Origin of the sequence: Pseudomonas sp. BJa3, assembly GCF_026343815.1 — a bacterium.
GTDB classification, from domain to species: Bacteria; Pseudomonadota; Gammaproteobacteria; order Pseudomonadales; family Pseudomonadaceae; genus Aquipseudomonas; species Aquipseudomonas soli.
On the sequence record NZ_JAOXMC010000016.1, the window covers coordinates 85,503 to 98,873 of the forward strand.

At 63.5% G+C, this 13,371-nt stretch carries 7 protein-coding genes; 3 read left to right on the forward strand and 4 right to left on the reverse strand.

From position 1 onward, the window contains the following. The first annotated feature begins 176 nt into the window (after nucleotides 1-176). Complete coding sequence (locus OH705_RS20025) at nucleotides 177-434, forward strand: type B 50S ribosomal protein L31 (RefSeq protein WP_023632472.1); 258 nt, start codon at nucleotides 177-179, stop codon at nucleotides 432-434. 31 nt (nucleotides 435-465) lie between these two features. Here OH705_RS20025 and OH705_RS20030 read toward each other — a convergent pair whose 3' ends face one another. Continuing rightward, entirely contained in the window at nucleotides 466-4,749 is a 4,284-nt protein-coding gene (locus OH705_RS20030; protein WP_267302834.1) for a DEAD/DEAH box helicase, read from the reverse strand. A gap of 181 nt (nucleotides 4,750-4,930) precedes the next feature. On the opposite strand from OH705_RS20030, the gene OH705_RS20035 reads away from it, so the two are divergent. After that, nucleotides 4,931-5,344: an NUDIX hydrolase gene (locus tag OH705_RS20035; RefSeq protein WP_038707591.1), complete on the forward strand. Its 414-nt coding sequence runs from the start codon at nucleotides 4,931-4,933 to the stop codon at nucleotides 5,342-5,344. Here the strand turns inward: OH705_RS20035 and metR are convergent. Next, complete coding sequence (gene metR / locus OH705_RS20040; protein WP_023629613.1) at nucleotides 5,328-6,245, reverse strand: transcriptional regulator MetR; 918 nt, start codon at nucleotides 6,243-6,245, stop codon at nucleotides 5,328-5,330. The two genes, OH705_RS20035 and metR, sit on opposite strands and share 17 nt — an antisense overlap. Nucleotides 6,246-6,361: 116 nt before the next feature. Continuing rightward, nucleotides 6,362-11,761 carry a DUF6543 domain-containing protein gene (locus tag OH705_RS20045; RefSeq protein ID WP_263160310.1) on the reverse strand — a complete coding sequence of 1,800 codons (5,400 nt, stop codon included), beginning with the start codon at nucleotides 11,759-11,761 and terminating at the stop codon, nucleotides 6,362-6,364. Nucleotides 11,762-11,958: 197 nt separating this feature from the next. Between OH705_RS20045 and OH705_RS20050 the strand changes: the two genes are divergently transcribed. After that, nucleotides 11,959-12,948 carry an alpha/beta fold hydrolase gene (locus OH705_RS20050; RefSeq protein ID WP_023629615.1) on the forward strand — a complete coding sequence of 330 codons (990 nt, stop codon included), beginning with the start codon at nucleotides 11,959-11,961 and terminating at the stop codon, nucleotides 12,946-12,948. Between the two features lie 75 nt (nucleotides 12,949-13,023). Here OH705_RS20050 and OH705_RS20055 read toward each other — a convergent pair whose 3' ends face one another. Next, nucleotides 13,024-13,359, reverse strand: a complete 336-nt coding sequence (locus tag OH705_RS20055) for a GlpM family protein (protein ID WP_023629616.1) — start codon at nucleotides 13,357-13,359, stop codon at nucleotides 13,024-13,026. Nucleotides 13,360-13,371 lie beyond the last annotated feature (12 nt).

The following is a 13,371-nucleotide window of genomic DNA, read 5'->3' on the forward strand; positions in this document are numbered from 1 at the left end:
GTCCTTGCGGATGGCTCGGTCAGGCTCAGGGGCCTGGGCAAAGGCCGACCATAGCCCGGTTGGGCGGCGTTTTGCCAGCGCACCGGGCGGCAGAAAAATGAAAACTCGTGTATCGAAAATCATTCGCATTGTGATACGTTATAAAGTATCACTAGCGCTTCCCAGGAGATTGCGTCATGAAAGCTGGCATTCACCCCAACTATCGCCCGGTGCTGTTCCACGATACGGCTGCCGATGTGTACTTCCTGATCGGTTCCACGGTGGATACCGATCGCACCCAGGTGCACAGCGATGGCCAGACCTACCCCTACGTCGCGCTGGATGTCTCCAGCGCCTCGCATCCGGTGTACACCGGGCAGCAGCGCAAGACCACGGTGGAAGGGCGGGTGGCCGGGTTCAACAAGCGCTTCGCCGGGTTCCAGGCCAAGGGCTGAACCTGCGGTAGCGGCGGTACACCGCCGCTCTCTAGGTTGCTGTACCGCGCAACAGAAGCTGGCGCCAGTGCTCCTGTTCGCTGGCCGCTGCCTCGACCGCAAACAGGTACTTCCCTGCCACGCGACTGGCGACTGGCACCCCGTCGCGGTACAGCAGCCGATTGCCCGCCACTGCCGGCATTTTCGTTCCCGGCAGCAGGGTGCCGACCAGATTCAAGGGGTCGCAGCCGCTGACCACCACCAGTTCCCCGCCTGGCGCGCGGTTGCGCACCTGGCGCAGCAAAACTACCGCTTCGGGCAGGGCGAACTGCTCGCCCGCCAGCCCGGCAATGAAGCGCCCCCCGCGGATCTCGCCTCGCGCCTCGAGACGCTGATAGCAGCGCAACAGTGCGCGCCACGGGGGCAGCACATCGCTCTCGCGCTCCAGCAAGCGCCAGCACACCACGCCATAGCGGCGCAGCAGGCTGCGGGCCACATGTTCCAGGCGCTGGTCGCTGTCGACCGTGGTGGCCGAGCGGCGCAGCAAGGCCCAGCGCCCGGCATGGACCATGCTGCTCGACAGTGCTGGGTGCCCACGCCGGCTGGTGCGCGGCCTGCGCCTGGCCGCTGGGCTGATGAGGCTGCGCAGGCCGCTGAAACCGTCGGCGCTCGCCAGGCCTGAGCCCACCAGTTCCTGCAGCGCCGATTCCAGTTCGCTGGGCAGCAGGTGGGCTTCATGGGCCAGTTCGTCGAAGAACAGCGCGCCTTGCTCCTGCAAGGTCTGCAGGACCCGATGCGCGCGGGCACCCAGTTGTTCGAGGTCGGGCGCGGGGGTGAGGCTGCGCCACAGCCCCAGTTGCTCGCGGGGCAGCAGCACCAGGGGCGTGCTGGCCAGGGTGCTGGCCGCCAGCGTCGCCGCCAGCCGACTCCAGGCCCACTGGCCGCTGCGGCAGGCCTCATCGAGCCAATGGGGGCTGTAGTCCTTGATTCGCGCTGGCAGCAGGTCGCTCTCCCAGGCCCCGGCGGCAGCGGGAAAACCTTGCAGCTGGGCGAGCACCTCGGATACCGCCTGCGGCCCACGCAGCCGGGTTTCGCCGCTCATGTGCTGCCAGTCGAACAGGAAGCGCAGGTAGTCCTGCAGGCTGACCGGTTCGATCTCCTGGCGCAGGCGTTTGACCGTGTAGCGATGAATACGCGCCAGCAGGTGCCGTTCGCACCACTGCAGGCGCGGCTGGCCGGGGCTGAAATGACCACGCATCACATGGCCCTGGCCCTCCAGGCGGGCCAGGGCCTGTTCGCAGTCGCCGGCCTTCAGCGCCAGAGGTGTCGCGATCTGCTCCAGCGTCATCGGGCCAAAGCCATCTAGGCGGCAGCGCAGCAGTTCCGTGAGGGCGGTATCGCTGTCGACGGGGGCGTCATAGCCCGGCAATAGCGGCATGTCCGGTTCCAGGCGAGCATCCGGGTATAGCGTCAACAGCGCCTGCTGGCGCTCACGGGCCAGCCACAGACGGTGTTCGCCCGTATCCAGGCGACAGGCCCGGCCCGCCTTGGCCAATTGCTGCAACAGGTCGCGCCAGGCGCCATTGGCATCTACTTCGTCCTCGGTCACGGCCCCCAGGCTCATCAGCGTCTCATGCATTTCATCGGGGTTGCGAGCCTGGGGCCAGGCTTCGGCCTGCACCGCGGCAATGGCGTCGGCGTCGAGCGCGCCCAGGTCGTCGGCGCTATGCACGTCGCTCCAGCGTCGGTTGAGCACGGCCTGGGTGCGTCGCTCTTCCAGCGGCGCGTCGTCGAGGAAGGTGTAGGGGCGGGCATTGAGGATCGCCGAGGCCAGCGGCGAGGGGGCCGGCAAATCGCGACTGAGCAAGCCTACTTCACCGTGCTCCATGCGCCGCAGCAGCGCCAGCCAGCCTTCGCTGTCCATGGCCTCGTGCAGACAGTCGTCGAGGGTCTGCTCGACCAATGGATGATCGGGGATTTGCCGCTCGCCGACGATGTTCTCCAGGCAGGCGAGCTGGTCGGGAAATACCGACGCCACCAGGTCCTCGCTTTTCATGCGCTGGATCTGCGGCGCCACCTTGCGCCCGCCCACGTAACGCGGCAGGGCCATGGCCACCGCGGCATTCCAGCGCCAGCGCACGCCGAACAGCGGGGCGTCGAGCAAAGCCTGGATCAGGATCGCTTCGGCACTGCCGCTGTTCAGGTAGCGCCACACCTCGTCCAGGTCGAAACTGTGGCTGGTGGACAGTGACAGCACGATGGCGTCCTCGCTGGCCGCCGCCTGCAGTTCGAAGTTGAAGGTGCGGCAGAAGCGCTTGCGCAGGGCCAGGCCCCAGGCGCGGTTGATACGGCTGCCAAAGGGCGAGTGGATGATCAGCTGGGTGCCGCCGGACTCGTCGAAAAAGCGCTCCATCACCAGCGTCTGCTGCGAGGGCAGGGCGCCGAGTACCTGCCAGGTACGGCCGAGGTAATCCAGCAGCTGGCTGGCGCAGGCTTCGTCCAGTTCATAAGTCGCCTGGAGCCAGGCCTGCACCTGTTGAGCGTCGCCGTCCTGCAATTGCTGGTCGAGACGCTGCTGCAGCCGGGCTACCGCAGCAGACAGCTCGTCACTGCGCCCAGGCGCCTCGCCGAGCCAGAACGGAATGGTCGGTGGCAGGCCGTGCGCGTCCTCGACCCGCACCCGCCCGGGCTCGACGCGCAGGATGCGGTACGACGCGTTGCCCAGCTGGAAGATGTCACCGGCAATGCTCTCGACGGCGAAATCCTCGTTGACGCTGCCGATGTTCAGCGCCTGGGGTTCGAGCAGCACGGCGTAGTCGGCCGTCTCGGGGATGGTGCCACCGCTGGTGAGCGCGGTGAGTTGGCTGCCGCGACGCCCGCGCAGGGTGCCGTTCACCGCATCGCGGTGCAGGTAGGCGCCGCGCACCCCCTGGCGGCCGTTGTAGCCCTCGGCGAGCATGCGCAGCAAGGCCTGGTAATGGCGCTCGTCCAGCTCGGCATAAGGCGTCGCCTGGCGCAGCAGGTCGAACAGGGCGCGTTCGGACCACGGCTGGTTGCTGACCTCGGCGACGATTTGCTGGGCCAGCACGTCAAGCGGCGCGTGAGGGATGTGCAAGGTATCCAGCTCGCCCTGGCGCACGCAGTCGAGCAACGCCACGCATTCGATCAGGTCATCCCGCGAGGTGGGGAACAGGCGGCCCTTGGGGGTGCCATTGACCTGGTGGCCGGAGCGTCCGACCCGCTGCAGGAACGCGGCAATCGAGCCGGGCGAGGCGATCTGGCAGACCAGGTCGACATCGCCGATATCGATGCCCAGCTCCAGCGACGCGGTGGCCACCAGCACCTGCAGTTCGCCAGCCTTGAGCCGCTGCTCGGCGACCAGGCGATGTTCCTTTGCCAGACTGCCGTGATGGGCGGCGACCGCGTCGTTGCCCAGGCGCTCGCCCAGGTGACGCGTCAGGCGCTCGGCCAGGCGTCGGGTGTTGACGAATACCAGCGTGGTGCGATGCTCGCGGGCGAGCACCACGAGCCGCTCGTAGACCAGGCTCCAGACATCGGTGGCCATGACCGCGCCCAGTGGCACAGGCGGTACTTCCAGAGCCAGGTCGCGTTGGCGGACATGACCGATATCGACGATGGCGCAGGGCTGTCCGTGGCCAACCAGAAACTGCGCCACGCGCTCCACCGGCCGTTGGGTCGCGGACAGGCCGATACGCCTCAAAGGTCGGCCAGCGAGGGCCTGCAGGCGTTCCAGGGTCAGCGCCAGGTGGCAGCCACGCTTGTTGCCGGCCAGGGCATGGATCTCGTCGACGATCACCGTGTGCACACTGGCCAGCCCCTGGCGACCGGAGGCCGAGCCCATCAGTACATACAATGATTCTGGCGTGGTCACCAGGATGTGCGGCGCCAGCTTGCGCATGGCGGCGCGCTCCTTCTGGGGCGTGTCGCCGGTGCGCACGGCGGTGGTGATGCGCGGGGCCTTGAGACCCAGTTGGGCGAGCTGGTGGCCGATGCCCTCGAGCGGCGCATCGAGGTTGAGGCGAATGTCATTGGACAGCGCCTTGAGCGGCGACACATAGACCACCTGGGTTTGCGCAGGTAGCTCGCCGTCCTGTTCCAGCCCTTGGCGGAACAACTCGTCGAGCACCGCGAGGAAGGCGCTGAGGGTCTTGCCCGAGCCGGTCGGCGCGGCCAGCAGCATCGACTGGCCGGCATGGATCAGCGGCCAGGCGCCGGCCTGGGCTTCGGTGACCGTGGCAAAGCTTTGGCGGAACCAGGTGGCGACGGCGGGGTGGAACAGGTCGAGCACCGGGTGCAGGGGGGCGGGCAGGTTCATGGGTTGGTTATGGCGGGTAAGCAGGGCAATGGCAAGGGGCCGTTCGTCTGCCTGTTCTGGCTCAATCGCGGGGCAAGCCCACTCCCACGACAGCCCTGCCAGGTACTCATGGGAGCGGGCTTGCCCCGCGATTGAGCCTTGTCAGGTATTCTGCGCAACTGGAGTAAACCGAGTGTCCACCATGCCCAATACCATCCGAATCGCCGCCGCCCTGCTCATTGACTCCCAGGGGCGAACCCTGCTGGTACGCAAGCGCGATACCCTGGCCTTCATGCAGCCGGGTGGCAAGATCGACCCGGGCGAGTCTCCGGCGCAGGCGCTGGTGCGTGAGCTGCACGAGGAACTGGGGCTGCGCGTCGATCCCGCCCAGGCCGTCCACCTGGGCCGCTTCAGTGCCCCGGCCGCCAACGAGCCGGGCTTTGAGGTCGAGGCCGAACTGTTCCGTGTCGAGTGCCGCGAGGCGGTGGTCCCGGCGGCGGAAATCGAAGAGGTGATCTGGCTGGCCGTCGATCAAGCGAACACGCTGAACCTGGCGCCGCTGACTCGCGACCTGATCCTGCCGCTGTGGCGCGAAGGCTTCAACGCACCGCGCTGACTCCGTCGAGCGTGGCGAACGAGGTGTCCTTGGCGGTCAGCAGGAAGTCGCGCATGTACGGGGCGTCGAGCATGTCGGTGCGCACTGCCGCGTAAAGGGTGGCGAACAACCCTTTGTCGCCCAGTCGCTTGCCCTTCACATAGCCGCGCGAGCTGTACTCGTGCAGGGCCCAGTGCGGCATGCCGCACACGCCACGGCCGCTGGCCACCAGTTGCATCATCATCACCGTCAGCTCCGAGGTGCGCACCGCGGCCGGCTCGATGTCGGCCGGCTCCAGGAAGCGGGTGAAGATGTCCAGGCGGTCGCGTTCCACCGGGTAGGTGATCAGGGTCTGGTCGAGCAGGTCCTCGGGCACGACATAGGGCTTGCCGGCCAACGGGTGCTGGTTGGCAACGGCGAGCATGGCCTCGTAGGTGAACAACGGCACGTACGTGATGCCGGCCAGGTCCACCGGGTCGGAGGTCACCACCAGGTCGAGATCGCCGCGGGCCAGGGCCGGCAGTGGCGCGAAAGCAAAACCCGATGCCAGGTCCAGTTCCACCTCCGGCCAGGCATCGCGGAACTGGTCGATGGTTGGCATCAGCCACTGGAAGCAGCTGTGGCATTCGATGGCCATGTGCAGGCGCCCAGCGGTGCCGCCGGCAAGGCGGGCGATATCACGCTCGGCTCCACGTAGCAGGGGCAGGGTGGCGTCGGCCAGTTGCAGCAGGCGCAGGCCGGCGCTGGTGAAGCGGATCGGCTTGGTCTTGCGCGTGAACAGTGGCAAGCCGAGGCGTTCTTCCAGTTCCTTGAACTGGTGCGACAGCGCCGACTGCGTAAGGTGCAACCGCTCAGCGGCTTCCACCAGACTGTCGGCTTCACGCAAGGCGTGAAGGGTTTTCAAGTGGCGTATTTCCAGCACGGTGAAACTCCAACGATATTCTGGCGCAGGCTGATCAGGAATGTTGAGTTTCTCTCATGTTGATGGTGTCTGTCGATGCATGGCGCGAGGGGCTTGGCCGAGCCCCTCGCGGCCGATCAGAACAATGTCGCGAAGTGCTTGCGGGCAATGGCTCGCGTCAGTTCACCACGCCAGATCTGCTCGACGTGGCTGTCTTGCCATTCCCGCCCCAGGCGCCTTTGAGGGACGGTCTTCAAGTGCGCCTTGACGTACTCGTCGAAGGTGGGATTGGCCTTGTTGAAATGGAAGTGGGCATACCATAGTGGGCGTGGCGAGGCGCCACGGGTATCGAGTACCACAAATTCCTGCAGGAAGTCCCTGCGGCCATCGCTGGTCCGTCGCAGCTCCACCAGCCCGCCCTCCTTCTCGATGCGCACCAGGCCTGCTTCGTGCAAATAATCAAGGTGTGCACTATTGGGTTGGCCCGTACCGATGATGAAGTCGACGCGAAGTGTCTTGCCATACCGCCTTGCCTCCAGTGCCATGTCGCGCAACTGCCGTACCAGGTCGTCGTCATGCGCCTGTTCGCCAATTCGCAGGGCGAGGCTTTCCAGATCGGTGGCCTTGAACTGCATGAGATCATCGAGACTCGCGCCGTCCATGCCTTGATGCGCGTACTGCTGTACCTTGGCTCGATACGCTTGCAGTTCGCCCAATTGCCGTCTGGCCTCGTTACTCAGCTCTTTCAGGGATACGCTACCCCCCGGGCTGGGAGCGGTGTCAGGGTTGGTCAGGGTGAATTTTCCCGAGCGGTCCTGATGATAGATTTCGGTCCGCCCGTTGACCCCGGTGATGCGGTAGACGTTGAGGCTATGCTGGTCGGGTTCACCGACCAGCAGGCGGTTGTCGATGGTCTCGAATACGCGCGGCTGGCGGGTGCCCTTTTTGCTAGCCAGCGGGGCGGGCTTGGTTTTATTGAGCAGCAGCCTCCTGAAATGTGCTTCATAGGCCGTCAGTGACGACTCCAGGCGCTGCGCGGCAGCGTGGTCGATGTACGTTGTGTAGCTGCCGAGCCAGTATTTCAACTGATGACGAAAGCGTTCGGAATGCTGTATCGACGCCGTCATGATGGTTATACGTTGCGTGGCCGAGGCTTGTGTTGCGCCGAGTTGATGCAGGGCATACAGGGCACGATCCAATGTTGTTCGCGGTTCCTTCATCAAGAACTGCAGGCGGATGCCGGCGCCGCTCATCGCGTGGCTAGGTTTGACCAGCAGCGCTGTCAGTTGGCTGACAGTCATGTAGTTCAGGACGGGCTCGCTGAAAGCGCTCAAGGTGCTGTCGACGATTGTCAACAAGTCCCGATGTTCACCAGCTTGATGCACCTGATCGCGCCAGGTGCGTAGCTGGGCGACTTGCTCGCGGATGTCATCCACCGCCGCCAGCGCATGTTGTCGGGCTTGGTTCATGCGGATCCTCAGCTCGGACAGCTGTTCGAAGGCGACCTGGAGCTGTCTGTCATCGAGGCCTGGTGAAAGCTCGATGGATTTTTGCTGAAGACGTTGTTTGAGACTCTCTATCTCATCCATCACGTGACTGAGTTGAGTATGGGCTTCGTCGCTAAGGCGTTGACGACCATTGCAAATGAGTATGGCCAGATCCTTCGCCTGATCTTGAGCTCGTTTGCGAATTCGTCCGGCGGCAACCTGCTGGAATGCCTGGCAGTCACGGTGAATGCGCTCGGCGTCGGCGAGGGTCTTTTCGAGCGAAGCTTTCAGTGACGCGTCGAGTTTTCCCTGTTGTTCCAAAGCGCGCTTCATGTGTTGATTGAGCTCGTTGGCACGGGGCTGCAGTAGCTGCATGTCGCGGGTAATGCTGTCGCGCAAGCGGTTGTGCTGGCGATAGGCGTGGTCTCGCCACCAGCGTGGCAAGCGTTCGCGTATCGCTGCTGGCCAGAGTGGCTCCAGCGTATCGGCTACGCGGCCAAGGGCTTGTCCGCCGCCGCCGCCTGCCCCCTGGCGGTGCACGCCATAGAGGGCGAAATGAGTGTCCCACTGACCGTTCTGGTCTTGAGCGATTGCGCGTTTCCATCGGTGGCGGGTGTTGCCATCTAGTTGCCAGGTGCGGGCGGTCGCGTCCCAGCTCACTTTGTAGGTTTGCTTGCCAACGAGGATGAAGTGTCCTTCGGTATGCCGATAGATGCCTTTGTATTTGCCATGTGTGGCCGTTTTCAGCCCCGCGAGCGATAGAGGCTGCTCATATTCGAGCCCAGTGAAGCGGTCCAGGCTGCGCTGGGGGGATGAATCCTGATACCGGCGGGTGATCAGTTCGCCCTGCCCATGGATGCGACGTATCCCTGTCGCTCGACGCAGAGACGTGCTGCTGATGCCAGTACCGCCTCCGAGTGCATCCATTGCTACATCAATCAACGAGACGATGAAGTCGTTGAGAGCTTGCAGGATGTCACACGACGAACCCGTGGAAAAAGCCTTCACCACCTCAGTTGCACTGACGAATGTGTCATAGATGCTGATCGGCAGCCCCAGGAATGGTATTGCTCCCAATGCGATCTTGAACCCTATGAGCACGCCGGCGCTCTGTTGGGCCAAATGCTCGAAATACAGGTCCAGATTGGAGCGAGCTGTCGCGCGGTGTTCCATCACCAGGCGCCCTCGGTGGCCATCAAGCAGGTGGGCTGCCAGCGAGGTGGTGGCGGGCCAGGCGGCACCTGCGACAATCATGTGTTCGAAATGACGAACCCGCGCTTCGCGTAGCCTTGAGCGATGGGCGTCTGGGTTACCGCTGAGTGCGCGGCTGACGAGGTAGTCGTCGCGCTCATCGAGTAGCGCCTGTCGCGCCTGCTCGAGCGTGGCGTACTGGCGCAGCCCGTGGGTCGGATGATCGGGAAGATAGAGCACGGTGACCTTGCTGATACGGTCTTCGATAAAGGTGATCCCCGAAAGTGTCGTAGGTTGCTCATCGGTATCCTCGCCACCAACGGCCAGCAAGGCGGGCAACAATTGAATGTCATGACCGTCGGCCTGGAAGGCGGTTCGGCTGTCGGCATCGATTGCCACCGACAGGATCGCGTGGCCGATGTTGTCCAAGTCCCCTCGCTGGTGGTAGAGCAGGTTTTGCAACTTCAACAACAAACGGTGCGGCGCAATCAAGCACTCCCTGCGATAGGCATGGGCATAGTCGGACTCGTCGGGATCGCTGAATGCCGCATGTATTGCCGTTTCGTAGCGCCCGGCGAGGTCCAGGCGGCGTGCCAGACTCTGCAGATAGGCGTGATCGAGGCCTTCTTCCATGGGCTGTCCGAGAGGCTGCCCGTCGGCACGCTTGGGCTTGGCGAATCTCAGCCGTTCCAGCATGGTGCTGTCGAGGTTGTTCAACAGCAGGCTCTCAAGGGTGATCTCCTCGGTTTCCTGGCTTGCCGTCAATACAGGCCGGGTTGGCGTGCCTGGAGTGCCGCCACCCCCGACGGGATGATTGCGCCAGCTCGTCGATAACGGCAGTTGCAGAACAATCTGGCCACCGCTGAAATCATCGAAATCCGCTATCAGGGTTTGCGACACCAAACGCTGGCAGAACGCATTGCGCTCCGGCAGATCGCGCTCTATCAGTGCCTGGCTGTCGCGCATGGCGTTGAGATAGTCTTTGGCGAGGGCTTTGAAAGCGTTGCGGGCCTCATCATTCATCTTGGCGAAGGCGGTCGGCGAACTGCCCAGTTTGCTCGCTAGCTGTTGCTCTGCGCGCAGGACAGAGAGCGCCGCCTCCCGGGCACCCTTGCAGGACACCTGCAGGTGTTGGCCTAAACTCTGTTTGGCCTGCACCAGTCCAGGTGCCGCGGCATCGACTCCCTTCTCATTCTGCAGTGCCTGCCACGCCCGGCGTGCGTGCGCCAGTTGTGCATCGAGCGCATGGGCAAGGCTGTCGCCGACGATGGGTTCCAAGCGCAGTGACAGCTTGGGGTCAAACTGGCTCAGGTAGCGAGCGAGGGCAGCTTGGTCATCGCATTGCAAAAGTCCCCCTGGCCCTCCGATCCAGTAGATGGCGAAGGGGTGACGGGTATCGGGCGTGTCCCGGGGCGTACGCCTGGTGATGACGATGACCTCGTGCAGTAGCTGTTCGCGAGCACTGCTCGAAGGATCTTCGGGCGCTGAGCGAAGCACGAGTGAAGCCGTCAGGGGGCTGTTGTCATGGGGGCTGGCTAGTGCTTCGACCAACGCGAGCACGTCAGGCGTCAGTTCGCCCAGCAACGCTTTCATTCGAGCATGGGCAAGCAGGGCTTGGCCGTGAGCTGTCGACAGAGCGGGCGGAGCGTTGAACGGGCGGGCGTCCGAGTGCCATTTCGCCGATGCCAGGATGGCTTCGATCTGGGTCTGAGCGGCCTTGCGCGCAGCGAGCAGGAGATCATGTTGTCGTTGGCACGCCTCAAGGTCCTGATGGGAAAGCCTTGTCAACTTTTCCATTTGTCGAGCGATCATTTGCGCGCGTGTTGAGCAGGGCACCTCCAGGCCAAAAGGGGCCAGCTCGAACAGTGAGGGGCCAGGGAGATCGTCTTGATCGGCAGGTTCAAGGGCTAGCGGCATGGCGAAAACCGTTGAGCAGCGCCAATGATCATGCAGTCGATCTGCTTGCGCCAATGCTGCGCTGGCGTCGCCAAGCTCGTCACCAGGATCATGTTCGAGTGTTGCCAGCAGCCGGGCTTCCAGGCTCACGAACAGGCTGTTGAACCCTTCGTCGATCGAGTCCAGTGCGTTGTAGTGAATTTGTCCTGAAGACTCACCCAGTCTGGCCTCCAGCGCTGGACGTGAGGTGTGATAACTCAGGGTTTCGTTGCTGCCGGGGGAGTACAGGCTCAGCCCGGCTTCACCTTCGATACTGAAGATCAGCGCGCCAGGCTCGCAGGTGGGAGTTTCGATAAACAACTGGCGATCGTCGATCCGTAGCCACTCGGGGTGGTCCATGACACTTAGCACTGGACGCAGCACTGTCGCCGAGGGATCACTGGCGAAGGCGATCTCGACGGCGGCTTCGAAGTGCCGTTGGTACTGTATGCGCGCCTGTTCCTTTCGACTCCTCGGTGTTCCTTGAGCGCGTTCCCCCCAATAGTTGATCCAGGATTCACGAACGAGAGCGGAGAGATTCAGGGCGGCCAGACGTTCCAGCAACTCGCTGGGCGACTGCTGTAGCGCGTCAGGTACCCCCGTGATAGAGGCGCGAAGGTCAATCATGGAAGTGGGTTTGTGGTGTTGGGCCCAGGCAGTCAACTCAACGAGACCGATACGTGCGGGCTGCTGCGCCGATCCCAGGACCAGGCCGGCTTGCCCGGGAATGATGCCGAGGGTTTTGTTCAGCCATTCACCAATGACCTGTCGAACACCGGGCGCCTGGCCCAGCAGCGCATTGAAGATTCGTTGCTGGTCTTCGCATGTTTGACGTGCTTGATGGACAACCGGAGAGTCCGGCGGCACGGCATGCATCGGTAGGGACGCGAGGGAAAAGGGGAGGGAGGGGGTCAGCTCGTACATCGAAGGATCCTTCTTGAGAGTTACCGGAGCGGGCAACGTCATTGAAGGAAAGGGACACGTCTGCTGGGTCGTAGTTAATTGTCGTGTCCGGCTATTGGGCAGGATTCATCAAAATGTCACGGTTTTGTGGCAGCGCGCCGGGAGGAGATTCATCACAATCTCGCGCTACTGGGGATCTGCATTCTGGTGTTGCTTTCATGTGGTTACTTTTCTTCTTGCTACTGGTCAGCGTACCGGCGAGCTTCGCCGAAGGCCGCTGTGATGTTCATGCACCTGTGCAACGGGCGGAGCTGGGCGAGCTGAGCCTGGTGTACCAGAGCGTCGGTGCGCCCCGAGACCCCGTTCTGCTGTTGGTGATGGGCCTGGGCGGGCAACTGATCCACTGGCCGGATGACGTGGTCGAAGCCCTGTGCCGTCAAGGCTTTCGAGTGATTCGCTACGACAACCGCGACGTCGGCCTGTCACGCTGGAACCAAATGCCGGCTTCCGCGAACCTGACAATCGAACTGCTGCGCTACAAGCTGGGGCTGCCTGTTTCGGCACCTTACAGCCTGACGGACATGGCCAATGATGGCTTACGTCTCATGGATGCACTCGAGGTCCGCCAGTTTCATGTGCTGGGCGTGAGCATGGGCGGCATGATCGCGCAGCATCTCGCCGCCATGGCGCCGGAGCGGGTGCGTAGCTTGACGCTGGTGATGTCCAGTTCGGGCGCGGTTGGCCTGCCGGCCCCTGCCCCGGCCCTGTTGCAATTGCTGGCGCGACGCAGTGCACCGAATCGTGAGGTGGCTATCGCGCAGCAAGCCGAGTTGCTCGCGGCGTTAGGTAGTCCCCAGGTGCACGATGACCGCGCTGCCCTCATCGAGCAGGCTGCCGTGGCCTATGACCGGGCATTCAATCCGCAGGGGGCCAAACGCCAGATCATGGCGATTCTCGCCGAACCCAGCAGGGTGGAGTTGCTCAACCAACTGCGGCTACCAACATTGGTGGTGCACGGAACGGCCGATCCGCTGTTGCCAGTGATGCATGGGGTACACCTGGCGGCACACATCCAGGGCAGCCAGTTGCGGCTGATTCCGGGGCTGGCGCATCGGTTCCAGGAGCCGTTCAAGGCGCCCCTGCTGGGGGTTGTGCTCCCCTACCTACAGGCGCATCGGCAGGATGTCACGCATATCGCCGGGCTTTAGCGCGGTGGTGCACGATAACGACTGGAGCAAGCCCACTTCCACCACGGCTGGGCGCAGGTTTAGCCCGCAGTTCGTTCAATGCACTCTCACCCATAGGCTCACCAGCAGGGTCGCAGCGACCAGCCAGGCTACCGTGGCCAGGGCCAGCGAGGCCTCCAGGCGCATGCGCTCAACCAGTACGTACAGCGTGGCCAGGTACACGAAGTAGGGGATGATCGACCACATTCCGAACAGGATGGTGGTTTTCAGATCCTCCAGCGACCGTCCCTTGCCAACAATGTAGTGGGCTATCAGGGCAAAGGTAGGAAACAGCGGCACCAGGCCGGCAATGTAGTAGTTGCGGGTTTTCGACAGGATGGCCAGGAGGAGCACCACGCCCGCGCCCAGGGCCGCTTTGAATGCCAAGTCCACGTTAAACTTCCA

Coding starts and splice junctions, on each gene's coding strand:
- OH705_RS20025 (WP_023632472.1), top strand. CDS start 177: ATGAAAGCTGGCATTCACCCCAACTATCGCCCGGTGCTGTTCCACGAT.
- OH705_RS20030 (WP_267302834.1), bottom strand. CDS start 4,749: ATGAACCTGCCCGCCCCCCTGCACCCGGTGCTCGACCTGTTCCACCCC.
- OH705_RS20035 (WP_038707591.1), top strand. CDS start 4,931: ATGCCCAATACCATCCGAATCGCCGCCGCCCTGCTCATTGACTCCCAG.
- OH705_RS20045 (WP_263160310.1), bottom strand. CDS start 11,761: ATGTACGAGCTGACCCCCTCCCTCCCCTTTTCCCTCGCGTCCCTACCG.
- OH705_RS20050 (WP_023629615.1), top strand. CDS start 11,959: ATGTGGTTACTTTTCTTCTTGCTACTGGTCAGCGTACCGGCGAGCTTC.